This window comes from Paenarthrobacter sp. 10L412 (assembly GCF_056395565.1).
In genome coordinates this window covers 265,406-281,945 of the sequence record NZ_JBFTJT010000002.1, presented here as the reverse complement: position 1 = coordinate 281,945, position 16,540 = coordinate 265,406, and the positions used below count along the sequence as shown (strand labels likewise).

Annotated in this window: 14 protein-coding genes; 5 read left to right on the top strand and 9 right to left on the bottom strand. The window is 62.8% G+C overall.

Translation table 11 applies throughout. The features are described 5' to 3' along the window. Window positions 1–26: 26 nt before the first annotated feature. Together AC1DD7_RS03010 and AC1DD7_RS03005 are read right to left on the bottom strand one after the other, a co-directional pair. A complete protein-coding gene (locus AC1DD7_RS03010; RefSeq protein WP_477513736.1) occupies window positions 27–1,898 on the bottom strand; it encodes an acetyl/propionyl/methylcrotonyl-CoA carboxylase subunit alpha in 1,872 nt (623 codons plus the stop codon). A 60-nt stretch (window positions 1,899–1,958) separates the two neighbouring features. Beyond that, window positions 1,959–2,624 (bottom strand): Maf family protein, encoded by a 666-nt coding sequence (locus AC1DD7_RS03005; RefSeq protein ID WP_477513735.1) that lies wholly within the window; start codon window positions 2,622–2,624, stop codon window positions 1,959–1,961. A 111-nt stretch (window positions 2,625–2,735) separates the two neighbouring features. On the opposite strand from AC1DD7_RS03005, the gene AC1DD7_RS03000 reads away from it, so the two are divergent. After that, a complete protein-coding gene (locus AC1DD7_RS03000) occupies window positions 2,736–2,993 on the top strand; it encodes a hypothetical protein (protein ID WP_477513734.1) in 258 nt (85 codons plus the stop codon). Window positions 2,994–3,160: 167 nt separating this feature from the next. On the opposite strand, the gene AC1DD7_RS02995 is transcribed toward AC1DD7_RS03000, so the two are convergent. From AC1DD7_RS02995 to AC1DD7_RS02965, 7 genes are all read right to left on the bottom strand, one after another. Further along, a complete protein-coding gene (locus AC1DD7_RS02995) occupies window positions 3,161–5,686 on the bottom strand; it encodes an MMPL family transporter (RefSeq protein ID WP_477513733.1) in 2,526 nt (841 codons plus the stop codon). A 1-nt stretch (window position 5,687) separates the two neighbouring features. Next, a complete protein-coding gene (locus AC1DD7_RS02990) occupies window positions 5,688–6,419 on the bottom strand; it encodes a TetR/AcrR family transcriptional regulator (protein ID WP_477513732.1) in 732 nt (243 codons plus the stop codon). Between the two features lie 144 nt (window positions 6,420–6,563). Next, on the bottom strand, window positions 6,564–7,022 hold the full coding sequence (locus AC1DD7_RS02985; protein ID WP_477513731.1) for a YbjQ family protein: 459 nt from the start codon (window positions 7,020–7,022) through the stop codon (window positions 6,564–6,566). Window positions 7,023–7,114: 92 nt separating this feature from the next. Further along, on the bottom strand, window positions 7,115–8,548 hold the full coding sequence (locus tag AC1DD7_RS02980; protein ID WP_431119233.1) for a dicarboxylate/amino acid:cation symporter: 1,434 nt from the start codon (window positions 8,546–8,548) through the stop codon (window positions 7,115–7,117). Window positions 8,549–8,662: 114 nt separating this feature from the next. Beyond that, on the bottom strand, window positions 8,663–10,345 hold the full coding sequence (locus AC1DD7_RS02975; protein ID WP_477513730.1) for a DUF885 domain-containing protein: 1,683 nt from the start codon (window positions 10,343–10,345) through the stop codon (window positions 8,663–8,665). A gap of 74 nt (window positions 10,346–10,419) precedes the next feature. Further along, window positions 10,420–10,668, bottom strand: coding sequence for an acyl-CoA carboxylase epsilon subunit (locus AC1DD7_RS02970; RefSeq protein WP_431119236.1), 249 nt, complete (start codon window positions 10,666–10,668; stop codon window positions 10,420–10,422). Continuing rightward, on the bottom strand, window positions 10,665–12,248 hold the full coding sequence (locus tag AC1DD7_RS02965; RefSeq protein ID WP_216925413.1) for an acyl-CoA carboxylase subunit beta: 1,584 nt from the start codon (window positions 12,246–12,248) through the stop codon (window positions 10,665–10,667). Before AC1DD7_RS02965 ends, AC1DD7_RS02970 begins: the two co-directional genes overlap by 4 nt. A 216-nt stretch (window positions 12,249–12,464) precedes the next feature. Here AC1DD7_RS02965 and AC1DD7_RS02960 point away from each other — a divergent pair, with 216 nt between their 5' ends. Genes AC1DD7_RS02960 through AC1DD7_RS02945 form a run of 4 tightly spaced genes read left to right on the top strand, consistent with a single transcriptional unit; the run spans window position 12,465 to window position 16,107 of the window. After that, entirely contained in the window at window positions 12,465–13,373 is a 909-nt protein-coding gene (locus AC1DD7_RS02960) for an SDR family oxidoreductase (RefSeq protein ID WP_477513729.1), read from the top strand. Between the two features lie 56 nt (window positions 13,374–13,429). Continuing rightward, entirely contained in the window at window positions 13,430–14,353 is a 924-nt protein-coding gene (locus AC1DD7_RS02955; protein ID WP_431119241.1) for a biotin--[acetyl-CoA-carboxylase] ligase, read from the top strand. After that, window positions 14,346–14,939: a PH domain-containing protein gene (locus tag AC1DD7_RS02950; protein ID WP_431119243.1), complete on the top strand. Its 594-nt coding sequence runs from the start codon at window positions 14,346–14,348 to the stop codon at window positions 14,937–14,939. Before AC1DD7_RS02955 ends, AC1DD7_RS02950 begins: the two co-directional genes overlap by 8 nt. Further along, on the top strand, window positions 14,929–16,107 hold the full coding sequence (locus AC1DD7_RS02945; protein ID WP_431119244.1) for an adenylate/guanylate cyclase domain-containing protein: 1,179 nt from the start codon (window positions 14,929–14,931) through the stop codon (window positions 16,105–16,107). Before AC1DD7_RS02950 ends, AC1DD7_RS02945 begins: the two co-directional genes overlap by 11 nt. Window positions 16,108–16,540 lie beyond the last annotated feature (433 nt).

Here is a 16,540-nt window from a genome sequence, read left to right as displayed (position 1 = left end):
GGGGCCGACGTGTTTAACTTCGGTTCTTAGTCCTCGATCGTGGCGATGACAGCCCCGGCAGCGACCGTCTCACCGGCCGTGGCTGCGAGCCCGCGAACAGTGCCGGACTTGTGTGCGGTCAACGGCTGTTCCATCTTCATGGCTTCCAGGACAACGATCAGATCGCCCTCGGCCACGATGTCGCCATCGGCAGCTGCCACCTTGACGATGGTGCCCTGCATCGGCGAGGTCAGTGCGTCCCCACCGGCGGCAGCCGCTGCGGCCCCTGCCGAGCGGGAGCGCTTCTTGGACTTGCCCGACTTGGTGCCCGGGCCGCTGGAAACAGTGGCGACGCTGGCGCCCAAGCCGGACGGCAGAACGACCTCAAGCCGCTTGCCACCAACCTCGACGACGACGCGCTGGCGCTCACCGGCGTCGGGCGTTTCCGTACCCGCACCGCTGGCCGTCCAAGCGGGGATGTTGTTGACGAACTCGGTTTCGATCCAGCGGGTGTGGACGCTGAACGGTCCCTCCACCGGGGCGAAGGCGGGGTCCGTGACAACGGCGAGGTCGAAGGGGATGACGGTGGGAATGCCTTCCACCACCATCTCCTCAAGGGCGCGGCGCGAGCGCTGGAGGGCTTGCTCGCGGGTGGCGCCGGTGACGATCAGCTTGGACAGCATGGAGTCGAAGTTTCCGCTGATGACGTCACCCTCCTCAATGCCGGAGTCCACGCGGATGCCAGGACCCGTGGGGTTCTTCAACGTGCTGACCGTGCCCGGGGCGGGCATGAAGTTGCGGCCCGGGTCTTCGCCGGTGATGCGGAACTCGAAGGAGTGGCCGCGGACCTCGGGGTCCTCGTAGCCAAGAGCTTCGCCGCGGGCGATGCGGAACTGTTCGCGAACGAGGTCGATGCCCGTAACTTCCTCGGAAACACAGTGCTCCACCTGGAGCCGGGTGTTGACCTCGAGGAAGGAGATGGTGCCGTCCTGGCCAACCAGGAACTCGCAAGTACCGGCGCCGAGATAGTTGGCTTCCTTCAGGATCGCCTTGGAAGATTCGTAGAGCCGCTTGTTCTGCTCCTCGCTCAGGTAGGGAGCCGGGGCTTCCTCGACGAGTTTCTGATTGCGGCGTTGTAGCGAGCAGTCGCGGGTGGAGACAACCACAACGTTGCCGTAGGCATCCGCCAGGCACTGCGTCTCGACGTGGCGCGGGGCGTCGAGGAAGCGCTCGATAAAGCATTCGCCCCGGCCGAAAGCTGCTATTGCCTCACGGACGGCGGATTCGTACAGCTCAGGAATCTCTTCCATGGTGCGGGCAACCTTGATGCCGCGTCCGCCACCGCCGAAAGCAGCCTTAATGGCGATGGGCAGGCCAAATTCCTCGGCAAACTTCAGGATCTCGTCCGCGGACTCCACAGGATCAGCTGTGCCGGGAACCAGCGGGGCGCCCACCTTTTCGGCGATGTGGCGCGCCTGGACCTTGTCACCCAAGGCAGAGATCGCCTCGGGGGAGGGGCCAATCCAGGTGATGCCGGCGTCGATGACTTTGGCAGCGAACTCTGCATTTTCGGCGAGGAAACCGTACCCGGGGTGGATCCCATCAGCGCCGGCCTGCTTGGCGACGTCGATGATCTTGTCCATGACCAGGTACGACTCGGCTGCGGTGTTGCCGCCAAGGGCATACGCTTCGTCGGCGAGGCGGACATGCAGGGCGTCACGGTCCGGGTCTGCGTAGACGGCTACGGAGGCGATGCCTTCGTCCCGGGCGGCTCGGATGATGCGGACCGCGATTTCGCCGCGGTTGGCAATCAAGACCTTGGTGAGAGGGCTGGAAATGGGCTGCGCCGGGTTAGCTGACAAGTTGTTGACTCCTTCTGTCCTTGAGGAGCCTAGCGTGATTGTGAGGGTTCCGCCCATATTGATGGGGGATTCCGTGTGTGAGGAGATGTTCCTTTGTAGGGTTGCTACAAATCGCTTCTACTGGTGCGCGTCGTGCGCGTCCCACAGTTCGGTGATGCCCACGTTCGCGTGGACCAGCAGTTCGCGCAGTGTAGAGATGGAAAGACCGACGACGGCGTGCGGGTCACCGTCCACCTTGCGGATAAACGCGCCACCCAGGCCGTCGATGGTGAACGAGCCCGCGCAGTGCAGTGGTTCCCCAGTGGCGATGTAGGCGTCGATGTCGTTTGTGGTCATCTCGACGAAGTGAACCTCGGCACTGGACACGGAGCCGACTGTTGCTCCCGTTCCGTCTGCAGGCTCGTCCTCGTCCACCTCGGCAGCGGTGTCCCGGCAATCGACCAGCCAGTGACCCGTGTGGAGAACTCCCTTGGATCCGCTCATGCGCAGCATCCGCTCGCGAGCGACCTCCGCGGTGTAGGGCTTGCCGTGGGATTCGCCGTCGAACTCGAAGACCGAATCGCAGCCGATCACCAGGGCACCCTCGGCTTCGGGGAGTGCGGCGACCGCTTCGGCCTTTGCCCTGGCCAGCAGCAGCGCGGTGTCGTGTGCGTCGGTGACGCCGTAGTGCGCTTGCACCGCGTCCTCGTCCACGTCCGAAACCAGGACGTCATGCTGGACCCCCGCCTCCCTCAGCAACTTGGTGCGGGCAGGGGATTGCGAGGCAAGAATCAATCGGGTCACGGTCCCAGCCTAATACGATGTTCTCTCACATCCTGACGGTTTTCCGGCGACGTTCTCGCACGTCCTGCCGGTTTTCCGGCGACGTTCTCTCACATCACCTACGCTGGTCGAATGCTGCTGCTCGTGGACTTGGACAACACCTTGGTCGACAGGACCTCGGCTTTTGGTTGCTGGGCTACCAATTTTGTCCGCTCACTTGGCAGGCCCGACTCTGACGCAACGTGGCTCATTTCTGCGGACCGGTTGGGTCTCCCGAGGGCAGGACTGGCCCAATGTGCCGCGACCGACACTCACTCGTCATACGGCGGCCGGCTCGACGTCGGCACCCAGGAGTTGAGTGCCGACGTCGAGCTTTCCGGGTGGATGTGAGAGAACGTCCGTCAGATCGTGGGTGGATGTGAGAGAGCGTCCGTCAGATCGGGGGTGGATGTGAGAGAACGTCGGTCAGATCGGGGGTGGATGTGAGAGAGCGTCGGTCAGATCGTGGGTGGATGTGAGAGAACGTCCGTCAGATCGGGGGTGGATGTGAGAGAGGGTTAGTGGACCAGTTCCTCGGAGCCGGCCTTCGGGCGGTCGCTGCGGTTCAGTTTGGCGCCTTCGACGTCCACATCCGGCAGGACGCGCTGCAACCACTTGGGCAACCACCACGCCTTCTCGCCAAGCAGGTACATGACGGCGGGAACGATGGTCATACGGACTACGAACGCATCGATGAGCACACCGAACGCCATCGCGAAGCCCAACGGCCGGACCATGGTGAGGTGGCTGAAAATGAAGCCTGAGAACACGCTGACCATGATGATCGCGGCCGCCGTGACCACTGCTGCCGCGTGGCTGAAGCCGGTGCGAACAGCGTGTTTGGCGTTCTCCCCATGCATAAAGGATTCACGCATGCCCGATGTGATGAACACCTGGTAGTCCATCGCGAGGCCAAACAGCACGCCGATCAGGATGATCGGCAGGAAGCTCAGGACGGCGCCCGGGTTGGCGACGTCGAAAATCGCACCCAACCAGCCCCACTGGTAGACGGCTACGACGGCGCCAAATGCGGCAGCCAGCGACAAGAGGAACCCGCCGGTGGCGAGCAGAGGCACGACAATCGAGCGGAACACCAGCAGCAACAGGATCAGCGAAAGTCCGACGACGATCGCCAAGTACGGTGGGAGGGCAGCCCCGAGCTTTGCAGAGACGTCGATGTTGCCGGCAGTCTGCCCGGTGAGGCCGATGCTGACATCGAGGTCCTGGCGGATTTGGGTGCCTTTGGCCCGGACGTCGGAAACTACCTTGACTGTGCTGGCACTGGCTGGGCCTTCCTTGGGAATGACCTGGAAGACGGCCGTCTGGCGATCTTCGCTCAGGGCCACCGGCACCGCCGCCGTGACATTCTCCACGCTGCGCAACTGCTCCGCGACGTCGAATTGCTTGTTCTTGGCATCGGATTCGCTGAGGCCTTCCGGGAACCCGGCCACGACGACGATCGGCCCCGTGACGCCCTCGCCGAAGCTGTTGCGTGTGAGGTCGTAGGCTTTGAATGCTTGCGAATCGACAGGCTCGGATCCGCCGTCGGGAAGTGCCAGACGAAGCTGGGAGGCCGGCAGCGCCAGGGCGCCCAACAGCACGACGCTGGCCACGAGGGAAACCCAGGGGTGCCGTGTGACCAAACCGCCCCAGCCACTGCTGCTGCGCTTCTCTTCCAGGGCCCGATCCGCGGCTTCGTGGCCCGGCTCGGCATTGTGCTTGGCGGCCTTGGCCCATGCGCGCTTGGAGATCAGCTTGCGGCCGATCAACGCCAGAATGGCGGGGGTCAGCGTCAAAGCCACGACGACGGCGACGGCAACTGTCGCTGCGGCGGCAACACCCATCACAGCCAGGAAGGGCAGCCCCGGGACCACGAGTGCCGCCAGCGCGATGATGACGGTGAGGCCCGCGAACAGCACGGCGTTTCCGGACGTCCCGGTGGCGAGGGCTGCGGATTCCTCGCCGTCCATCCCGGCCAGAAGCTGGTTGCGGTGGCGGTTGACGATGAACAGGGAGTAGTCGATGCCAACTGCAAGGCCCAGCATCAGGGCGAGCATGGGGGAGATGGAGCTCATGTTGATCACGCCGGTCAGCGCGAACGTTCCGCCGACCCCCACAGCCACGCCAATGAGGGCCATGACGAGGGGCAGGCCCGCGGCGATGAGTGTGCCCAGCATGAGGATCAGAACGAGGGCTGCCACGGCGACGCCGACGATCTCCGCGACTCCGAAGATCTGTGAGACGTCCTCGGTGATTTCCTTGCTGGCATATGCTGTGACACCGGCCGAGGAGACCCCCTGAACAATTTCCTGCACTTGTTTGCGGACGGCGGGAGCAACGGCGTTGATGGAGGTCTTGAATTGGACCTGGGCAATGGCGGCCTTGTTGTCGGTGGACACGAAACGCATCCCCTGGGAGGCCTTCAGCTGGCGCTTTCCCACGGCCAACGCGGTGGCTCCGTCGGCTGCCTCCTTGGCACCGGCGTCGAGCTTTGCTTTGTTGGCGGCGAGTTCGGCACGCTGCGGCGCGAGTTGGGCCTCGATTTGTGCAGGCGGGAGGCCTGCGGCTGTCATCTGCTGTTCCGCTCCCGCGAGCTGGGCTTCGCCCGCTTCCAGTTGGGCGCGGGCCGCGTCCAGCTGGGTCTTGCCTTCGGCAGCCTTCGCTTCGCCTGCGGCAATCTCGCCGGCCGCCTTGTCCAGCTGGTCCTGGGTGGTGAACGGATTCACCGTTCCCTGCACGTCCGGCATGGCTTCAAGCTTGGTGAGCGCAGTGGCTACGGCGTCCTTCTTGGCTTGGTCAAAACCGGACTCGCCGGCGTCGAAGGCCACGCTCGCCGAGCCGCCGGACGCGTCGGGCAGGGCTTCTTTGAGTTTGTCGGCCATCCTCTGCGTTTCCGTACCAGGGATGCTGAAGTTGTTGGACATGGTGCCGTGGAAGGCGGCGGCCGAACCTCCCACGGCCACCAGGACTGCCAGCCACAGCGAGATGACCAGCCAGCGGCGGCGATAAGAAAACTTGCCCAGGCGGTAGAGGAACGAGGCCATGTCAGAACCGATCTGTGGAGTTGGGAACGGAGGAGAGGATTGATGCGTTCGCAGCCGGCGTCGCTTGTGGAGTGGCTTCCGACGACGGCGCGAAGCCGGCTCCCAGGAGGCCCATGGCGTCGATGAGGTACTGGCGCAGAGTCGCCAGCGATTCGGCCGACAGGTCAGGACCCCGCTCGGCGAACCAGACTGTCATGGCAGCTTTGCCGCATGAGATGACGGATCCGGCAAGGGCATGCAAGTAGAGCTCGCTGGTCTCTGGTCCAAGTCTGCTGCGGGCGGCGTCGATAATCTGTCCCGTGCAGTGTTCCCATGCTTCGAGTTCGGAACGGGCGAGGGAGCGGTTCTCCTGGGTGAGGCTGAAAAGTTCGGCCATAGGTGCCACGGACATGGGGTCAGCGAGGGCCATCAGCGCGGCCTGTGCGGATTCGAGGATCGATTCCTCGGCTGGCCTCAACCGGAATTGCTCAAGGGCGCGATCCATGAAGCCGTCGGCCACGGATGCCAAGGCAGCCTCGAGGCTCGCGAAGTAGTTGAAGAAGGTGCGCCGAGAAACACCTGCGTCCGCGGTGATGTCCTCCACCGTGAAATTGCCGGGGCCGTTGCTGCGCAGAAGGTCAAGGGCAGCGGTGGCGATGGAGGCGCGGGTTGCCGCCTTGTTGAGTTCGCGCCGTGAGGGGCCGCTGGTTTCGACGGGCTCCGCGGTGGTCGGCTCACTGCTGGTTGAAGTCACATACTTACACTAAGTGCAACTTTGCACTCTGCGCAATTTTTTTCTTGCCCGGGTACGACGAATCCCGCCCTTGTTCGCTCTACTCACCGTTCAACTGCGAGTAGAGCGAACAAGAGCGGGACCGGTGATGCGGAGGGAAGTAGGTCAGAACTGGTGCGGGGGAGCCTGGGGCGCAGGGTGAGTTGGCTGCGCTGGCTGTTGCTGCGCCTGCTGCCCTTGGGCAGGCTGGGACGCTGTCTTGCTCAAGTACACGGACTGGCCGGTCGCGCCGGGTTCGCCTTCGCCGAGCGGAAGCACGTAAACGGCCGTGCCATATGCGCAGACTTCCGTCCAGTTGGTCCCCATTTCGGAGGTGTCGAAGCGCATGGCGACAATTGCATTGGCGCCGCGCTGCTGTGCTTCGTTGACCATGCGGGCCATGACTTCCTGTCGGCTTTCGTAGAGTGCCCTGGTCATTTCAGGCAGCTCGCCGCCACCAAGGGAGCGGAAACCGGCAAGCATCTGGGAGCCGATATCGCGGGAACGGACAGTGAGGCCCATGACTTCGCCGAAGACGGCGTCGATCCGGTGGCCAGGTATCTCATTGGAGGTGACGATCAACATGTTCCGAGCCTATCCAGCTTTCGCCGTTAAACCGCGCAATCCCCGGGGGAGAAGTCCCCAAGGGATTGCGCGGTGCGAAAAGCCAGCTGGTGCTATGCCTTGGAATCGGCCAGTTCGCGCGCCTCGTTCTCGGCAGCAGCAGTGTCGTTGGCGAACTCGTCGGCGAACGCGGCACCATTGCGGGGCGCGTTGTACAGCGATTCGTCCAGAATGCCTTGGCGCTTGGCGACGATTGCAGGGATGAGCGCCTGGCCCGCCACGTTGACGGCCGTGCGGCCCATGTCCAGGATGGGGTCGATCGCCAGCAGGAGTCCGACGCCGGCCAGCGGCAGTCCCAGCGTGGACAGGGTCAGCGTGAGCATGACGACGGCGCCCGTGGTACCTGCCGTGGCCGCAGAACCGAGCACGGACACCAGCACAATGAGCAGGTACTGGCTGAAGTCCAGATTGATACCGAAGAACTGGGCCACGAAGATCGCTGCGATGGCAGGGTAGATCGCTGCGCAACCGTCCATTTTGGTGGTGGCGCCCAGCGGTACGGCAAAGGAAGCGTAGCCCGAGGGAACGCCGAGGTTACGCTCGGCGACACGCTGGGTGAGCGGCAGCGTACCGATCGAGGAACGGGAGACGAAGGCCAACTGCACGGCCGGCCATACACCGGAGAAGTACTGCTTGATGGAAAGGCCGTGGACGCGGACCAGGATCGGATACAGGACGAAGAGCACCAGTGCCAGGCCAATGTAGATGGCGGCAGTGAACTTGCCAAGGGAGCCGATGGTGTCCCAGCCGTAGATGGCAACGGCGTTACCAATCAGGCCGATAGTGCCCAGTGGGGCGATGCGGATGATCCACCACAGCACCTTCTGGATGACGGCCAATGCCGAGGCGTTGAAGGTCAGGAAGGCTTCTGCCTGCTTGCCGACCTTGAGGGCAGCGATGCCGACGGCGATCGCGACTACCAGGATCTGGAGCACATTGAAGCTGACGGAGGTGCTGACCGTGGTGGCAGCGTTGGCGCTCTCCGTGACAGTGGAACTCGCGCCGAGTCCGAGGAAGTTCTTCGGGAAGAGCCCGATCAGGAATGCCCACCAGTCACCGGTTTTGCCGGCGTACTCGGCCTTCTGCGTGATCCCGGTAGCTGCACCAGGCTGCAGGAGCACACCCAGGCCGATGCCGATGAGCACCGAAACCAGTGAGGTGATGGCGAACCAAAGCAGCGTGTTCCAGGCTAGGCGGGCCGCGTTGGAAACCTGTCGAAGGTTCGCGATGGAGCTCACCACCGCGGTGAAGATCAAAGGAACGACGGCGGTCTGCAGCAACGAGACGTAGCTGGAGCCAATCGTTTGAAGAGTTGCGCCGAGGCCGTTGGGGGCGGTCTTGGTGCTGCCGGTGTACTTGGCGATGAGGCCAAGTACGAGGCCGATAATGAGGGCTGCAATGATCTGGACGCCGAAGGATCCTGCCCACTTGGGAAGCTGGAAGCCGTTCTTTCCAGGCGCGGAAGTGATGTTATTTGAGGTGCTCACAGGAACACGCTAGGTGCACCCCAAATAACATAGCGAACGGACGTTTAGAAATATTACGTACATATGAAGTTATTCCCGCCGTAGGTGTGGCGTGCGTCTCGGGGCGGTTGGCGATTACCCCAGCAACGCCCGGCGCAATACGTCCAAGCCGACCGAGCCGATGTTCAGTGCCTTGCTGTGGAAGGACTTGAGATCGAACCCTTCGCGGGTTTCAAGCTCGGCCCGGATCTGCTCCCAGAGCCGCTGACCCACCTTGTACGAGGGTGCTTGCCCGGGCCAGCCGAGGTAGCGGGTGAATTCGAACTGGAGCTGGCCTTCGCTGATGTCGAGGTTGGCCTTGAGGAAGTCAAAGCCCTTCTCGGGTGTCCAGGTTCCGGTGCCCCAGCGTTCGGGGACGGGTAGTTCCAGGTGAACGCCAATGTCGAACACAACGCGGGCGGCACGCATGCGTTGGCCGTCCAACATGCCCATATGGTCGCCGGGGTCTTTGAGGTAGCCGAGTTCGAGCATGAGTTGCTCGGCGTAGAGTGCCCAGCCTTCGCCGTGTCCGGAGACCCAGCAGACGTTGCGGCGCCAGTTGTTGAGGAGTTCGCGGCGGTAGGTGGCGGTGGCGACCTGGAGGTGGTGGCCGGGGACGCCTTCGTGGAAGACCGTGGTTGTTTCGGACCAGGTGGTGAAGGTGTCTTCGCCGGCGGGAACGGACCACCACATGCGGCCGGGCCGGGAGAAGTCGTCGGACGGGCCGGTGTAGTAGATGCCGCCTTCGTCGGTGGGGGCGATCATGCATTCGAGGGTTTTCATGACGTCCGGGATGTCGAAGTGGACGTCTGCGAGCTCGGATACTGCGCGGTCCGAGAGTTCCTGCATCCACGCCTTCAGGGCGTCCGTTCCCTTGATCTGGCGGGCGGGATCGTTGTTGAGGATGCTTTTGGCTTCTTCGATGCTGGCGCCGGGCTTGATCTGCGCGGCTACCTTTTCCTGTTCGCCGATGAGCCGTTCAAGCTCCTGGACGCCCCAGGCATACGTTTCTTCCAGATCGACTTCGGCGCCAATAAATGAGCGGGAGGCCAGTGCATACCGTTCCCGTCCCACCGCGTCCTTTTCCGGGGCAACGGGGAGAAGCTCGTCCTGGAGGAAAGTACCCAACGACTCGTAGGCTGATCGCGCAGCTGAGGTTCCGGCGTCGAGCTTGGACTGAACGTCTGCGGGAAGCGGCTGCCCACCAAGGGAAGCGGATGAAGCCATCTTGGCGAAGAAGCCGTCCGCGGCGGCGTAGCGGGCGGTCTGTTCGATAACGATCCGAACCTGGCGCGCCGCGGCTGCTTTGCCGTCTTCCTTGGCAGCGCGAAGGGAGGAAATGTAGCCCTCGATGGCCCCTGGAACGTTGGCGGCACGGCCGGCAATGTGCTCCCATTGCTCCACGGTGTCCGTGGGCATGAGATCGAAGATGGCGCGGATATCCTGCGCGGGCGAGGCGATGTTGTTGAGGTCGGCAGCATCCCAGCCGGTTTCGTGGATCTCCAGCTCCAGGCCGAGCCGCTCGCGCATTGCGTCCAGGGTGACGACGTCGGATTCGTCGGTCGGTTCCAACGCCGCCAGCGATTCCAACGCCTGCCGGGCGGCCTGCGCATGGGCCTGGGCACCCGCGGGCGAGTAGTCCTGATATTCAGTCTCGTGCCCCGGCAACCCCAACGTGGTGGCGAAGCTGGGATTGAGTTCGATCAGCTTTTCCGTGTACGCGTCAGCAACGGAATCGATGGCGGTCTTGGGTCGTGCAGGCGTGTTTGCAGTAGTCACCCACAGAGCCTAACCGTGAGTCGGCTCACGTGAAAGGGTTGTTGCACTTTCTTCCCCAACCGCGAGAAGCGAAGCTAGCCGCGGCTGCGCTTCCACGCGCCCGGACCCGGCGTGGGGTCCAGGCGCAACTGCTGACGGCGCACCCAATGACGAACGTTCGGCTTTGCAGGCTCCGGCGTCTGGGGTACTCCGACGGAGGCGACGACGGCGGCAAGTGCCGCGAGCTCTTCGGCGGTTGGTTCTCCCTTGACCACGGAGAACATGGGAGCAACGGGTTCGGGTGTTGAAGGGCTTTCGTCTGCCCGATGCTTTGCCGGGCTCACAGCGGGATGTTCCCGTGCTTTTTGGTGGGCAGGCTGGCGCGTTTGTCGCGAAGGGCGCGCAGGCCGCGGATGATCTGGAGACGCGTGTCAGAGGGTGCAATGACGGCGTCCACATAGCCCAGCTGAGCTGCCTGGTAAGGGTTGAGGAGTTCTTCCTCATAACCTTGGATGATCTCGGCGCGTTTGGCTTCGACGTCGCCGCCGGCCTCGGCAACCGCTGCGAGGTCGCGACGGTAAAGGATGTTCACCGCACCCTGGGCGCCCATGACACCGATCTGGGCGGTGGGCCACGCGAGGTTCAGGTCCGCGCCCAGCTTCTTGGAGCCCATCACGATGTACGCGCCGCCATAGGCCTTGCGGGTGATGACGGTGAGCTTGGGCACGGTGGCCTCAGCGTAGGCATACAGGAGTTTGGCGCCTCGACGGATGATTCCTTGGAATTCCTGGTCCTTGCCGGGGAGGAAGCCGGGCACGTCCACCAGGGTGATGATGGGGATGTTGAAAGCGTCGCAGTGCCGGACGAACCGGGCGGCCTTCTCGGATGCGGAGATGTCCAGGGTGCCTGCGAACTGCATGGGCTGGTTCGCAACGATGCCAACTGTGTGGCCTTCGACCCGCCCGTAGCCAATGATCACGTTGGGGGCGTACAGCGACTGCATTTCAAGGAAGTGGGCGTCGTCCACGATCTGCTCAATGACCTTGCGCATGTCGTACGGCTGATTGGCCGAATCAGGGATCAGCCCATCCAAGGCGAGATCGTCGTCGTCGAGTTCCAATTCCTGGTCGTGTTCTACAACCGGCGCCTCGGAGAGGTTGTTGGAAGGCAGGAAATCCAGGAGTTCGCGGACAAATTCGATCGCATCGGCTTCGTCGGAGGCAAGGTAAGTGGACGTTCCGGTGGTGGCGTTGTGCTGGCGGGCACCGCCCAGCGTTTCCATATCCACGTCCTCGCCCGTGACGGTCTTGATGACATCGGGGCCGGTGATGAACATGTGGGACGTCTTGTCCACCATGACCACGTAGTCGGTCAGGGCGGGGGAGTAGGCAGCGCCGCCGGCGCACGGACCCATGATGAGCGAGATCTGGGGGACGACGCCGGAGGCATGGACGTTGTTGCGGAAGATATCCGCGAACATGGCAAGGGAAGCCACGCCTTCCTGGATGCGCGCGCCACCGCCGTCGTTGATGCCCACTACAGGGCAGCCGTTGCGGAGGGCGAATTCCTGGACCTTGACGATCTTCTCGCCGTTGACCTGGCTCAACGAGCCGCCGTAGACGCTGAAGTCCTGGCTGTAGATGGCAACGAGGCGCCCGTCCACTGTGCCGTAACCGGAGACGACGCCGTCGCCCAGGGGCTTCTTTTTCTCCATGCCGAAGGCTGTGGAGCGGTGGACGGCGAGGGCGTCGAACTCAACGAATGACTCGGGATCGACCAGGAGGTCAATGCGTTCGCGGGCAGTGTTCTTACCGCGTGCGTGTTGCTTTTCGATCGCTTCCGGGCCGGAAGGCTGCTCTGCACGGGCCTGGCGGTCGCGGAAGTCTGCAATCTTTCCCGCTGTCGTTGTCAGATCGTGGCTCATCAAGTGTCTCCGGCTCTGTAGCTGATTTTCGCTGGCGCAGTTCTGGTGCAAACAAGTAGCTGACTTAAGTAGCTTCCGTACAAAGAACAGGCCCCGCTGGCCAGTCTAGTGACGCCATTGCCGCGAACCGCTGTAGAAACCCTACAATTTTCAGCGCCCAAGCCAAAGCTGCCGCTATGTTACCCGTCAGTAACATACTTGGGTTAGAGTGTCTCCATGACTCCAAGCAACGATGCTTCCCCAGCTTCCGAAGAGAGTAAGCCGAAGGGCAGTACCCCTTATATAGCCAGCGGTTCGCTCAAGGGCCGCACCATCATCATGTCCGGCGGCAGCCGTGGCATCGGATTGGCCATCGCCACCCGCGCGGCCCGCGACGGCGCCAATATCGTGCTGATGGCCAAGACCGGAAAACCTCATCCGAAACTGGAAGGGACCGTTTTTACCGCGGCTGATCAACTGGTCGCTGCCGGCGGTCAGGCTCTGCCCCTCGTGGGCGATGTCCGCAATGACGACGACGTCGCCGCGGCGGTAAGTGCCGCCGTCGAGCGTTTTGGGGGAATCGACGTCGTCATCAACAACGCGTCAGCCATCGACCTCTCGCGCACGGATGCGATCGACATGAAGCGCTACGACCTCATGCAGGACATTAACGTCCGGGGAACCTTCCTGCTCTCGAAGCTGTCCCTCCCTGCACTGCGGGAATCCGGGAACGGGCACATTCTTACGCTGTCTCCACCGCTGAACCTCGATCCAAAATGGGCCGGGATGCATCTGGCCTACACCATGGCCAAGTATGGAATGAGCCTCACCACCTTGGGACTCGCCGAAGAGTTAAAGGGCGACGGCGTGTCGGTCAACTCGCTCTGGCCTTGCACACTGATCGATACCGCGGCGATCCGGAACATGCCCGGTGGGCAGCAAATTGTGAAGGCCGCCCGCGGACCGGAGATCATGGCCGATGCTGCGCACGCTGTGCTGACTGGCGCCAACCTTGCTGACGGCGTCACGGGTTCGGGGAACTTCTACACCGACGAAGAAGTCCTCAGGGCAGCCGGTGTGAAGGAGTTTGCGCCATACAGCCTCGGCGCGCCTGAGGGCGGCCTGGTGCCAGACATCTTCCTCTAAGCGGATTCCCATGTTTTGGGCAAGTTCTGCGGGCCGCAACTGGATAGGATTCAGCTATGGATGCCGAACAGCCTGCCAGCAGCGAACCCCTTGTCCCCAGGTCCGGGGAAGACCGGCCATCATTGGACCGTGAGGCGCTGCTCGAGCCTGATTTCCTGTCGGCAACCGGTATTTCCCAATTGAACATTGTCGAGTCCACGGGATCCACCAACCAGGACCTCGTGCGTGCCGTAACCGTGGAGCCTAAAAAATGGGCTGATCTCGCCGTGTTGACCGCCGAGCACCAGACAGCGGCACGCGGACGGCTGGACAGGCACTGGGAATCGCCGGAGCGCTCTGCCGTTTCAGTGTCGATGGTGCTGCGGCCCGTCACAGCCGAAGGCATGCCCGTGCCGACGCAGAGTTACTCGTGGCTCTCACTGCTTGCCGCCGTTGCCCTGCGCGAAGCACTGCAGGAAACGGCTGGCGTTACGGCAGAGATCAAGTGGCCCAACGACGTCCTGGTTAATGGACGGAAGGTCGCTGGAATCCTGGCCCAGATGACGCCGCTGGGTGACGGGTCGGTCCCTGCAGTGATCCTGGGCGTTGGCCTCAACGTCTCGCTGGCGCAGGATGAATTGCCGGTACCAACCGCTACATCGCTGGCCTTGGAAGGGGCCACGACGACGGACCGCACCGCGCTGCTGAAGAGCTACCTTTCACGCTTCAGCCGGCTTTACCGCAGCTTCTGCAACTCAGAAGGCGATCCCGCGGCAGGGTTGGCAGGTGGGCCCTCGCTGCATAAGCGCGTTGAGTCGGCAATGGTCACCTTGGGACGCGAGGTGCGCGCGCACCTGCCCGGTGATCACGAAGTGGTGGGCCATGCCTCCCGTTTGGACGAGCACGGATCGCTCCTGGTAGTGGACCACGGCGGCCGGGAACATGTTGTAACGGCTGGTGATGTGGTCCATCTGCGCGCCACGGAAAGCGGTTATGCGTAAAGAGTTGCTTCCGGGGGAGCAGGTCATCACCATCACGCGGCAACAGGCCCGCTCGCTGTTCTTGCCAACGCTGGCCTTCATAGTGGTTCCTGCCCTGGCAGCCTACGCCTGTGCGTGGATTATCAAAGGAAATCCGCAACGCCTTGCCCCATTCATTACAGTGGAATGGACGCCATGGCTTGTCGGTGCCTGTGTGGGCTTGGCAGGGCTCGTGCTGGTGGCCTACAGCTTGAAGCGGGTGTTGAAATGGCGTTCAGTCCGGTTCATCCTGACAAACCGCCGGATAATTGCCAAGTACGGAATGTTTCGCCGCGGCGACTGGCAGGTGTCATTGATGGCGGTCCGCAGCGTGGGGGTCCACCAGAACCTGCTGCAGCGGACATTGCACTCCGGGAATATATCCTTGGATACCGGGCCCTCTGGCGAAGCCGTCTTGACGGATGTACCGGAGGTCGGAAAATTCAGGGGCTACATTCTTGACGCCATGGATGAACTGCCCAAAGGTGGGGTTTTTGAGGGTGAAGTCCTGTCGGACTTTGATGGATTGCCGTGGGAATTGAGAGAAGGTGGAAGAGATGAGCGTTGAGGATCAGCAGTCCGGCGAGGACCTGGACGAGGAGTTCAACGCCGTACCCGAACCTTCAGTGGATGAGGACACGGAACCAGCGCCCGTCCAGGCGCCCGTGACCACCGGCCCGCCCACCGGCGTGATGTCCGCAGAACGCCTGGCCATCAAAGCGCTTGAGGCGAGGTTGCTTGGCGGCGAACGCAAGCTCCGCCGTCGTGAAGTTGCTGCAGGTGCCGGTGTCTCCATTCTTTCCGCGCGGAAGTTGTGGCGGGCTTTGGGCTTCCCCAACTTCGGCGACGACGACGTCGCTTTCACCGAACGTGACCAAGCAGCGTTGTCCACGATTCTTGACCTCGTCCGTGCCGGGATCCTCACCGAGGAAGCTGCGATATCCGTTACCCGCTCCATCGGCCAGATGACGGACCGCATGGTGGTCTGGCAGATCGAAGCCCTGGTTGAAGACATGGTCCAGGAGCAGGGAATTCCGGATGCCGTGGCCCGTAAGCAACTGGTGGGCCAGCTGCCGGCCCTGGTGGATTCCCTGGAAGAGATCCTGGTCTACTCCTACCGTCGTCAACTCAACGCCGGCGTTCAGCGGCTTGCCGTTCGTGCCGAGGCGGGCCTGCAAGCGAGCGAGGAAGGACGCGAAGGGGACGAGGACGATTCTCCTTTGCCCTTGGCCCGTGCCGTAGGGTTCGCCGACCTCGTCTCCTACACAAGCCTCTCCCGGCGGATGAACGAGAAAACCCTGGCCCAAATGGTCCAGCGCTTCGAGAACAAGTGCGCCGAGATCATCTCCGTGGGTGGCGGACGCCTGGTGAAGACCGTGGGCGACGAAGTTCTCTATATTGCCGAGACCCCGGCTGCAGGCGCGGAAATTTCCCTGGCTTTGGCGCAGGCCTTCACGGAAGACGAGATCCTGCCCCAGGCGCGGGTGTCCATGGTGTGGGGTCGCATCCTGTCCCGACTCGGCGATATCTACGGTCCCACCGTGAACCTTGCGGCGCGGCTGACCACCCTGGCCCAGCCGGGGACGGTGCTGGTTGATGCAATGACCGCTGCTGCACTTGGACAGGACGAACGCTTCGTGCTGGTCCCGCAAAAGTCCGAGAATGTCCGTGGTTTCGGTGAAATCCACCCCGTGATGCTCGCGCGTGGCCGCGGCAAGGGCCTGGTGCTGGACTAAACGCTCTCTCACGTCCCGCGGGTTTTTGGCGATCCTTCTCTCACGTCGTGTGGGTTGTTGGTGATCGTTCTCTCAAGACGCCTTGGGTCCTGTTTGGGCGGCCAACGACGACTCTTAGGAGCTCATTGGACCGGGGACGAGGCGTTCCGCCGCACGGCTGAGCCGGGAATTGAACCTCGTAGCCCGCGTCGGTGACTGGCGGGTTGAGATTCCCGATGCCGGCGAAGCCAGATTGCCAGCCTGTCTTCCTTCCATCCCGATCACCTCGGCGATCTGTCGCGCCGGCCTGCTCGTGGACAAAACAAGCCGCACAGCGTCCTCACGGAAAGCGGCATCGTATTTTCTTCTGGGCGTGGTCATCTGAACTGAAGCTCCCATCAAGCTGTCTCACAAAACCATACGACCGCAAAACGGGCTACGAAAAGGTAACGAG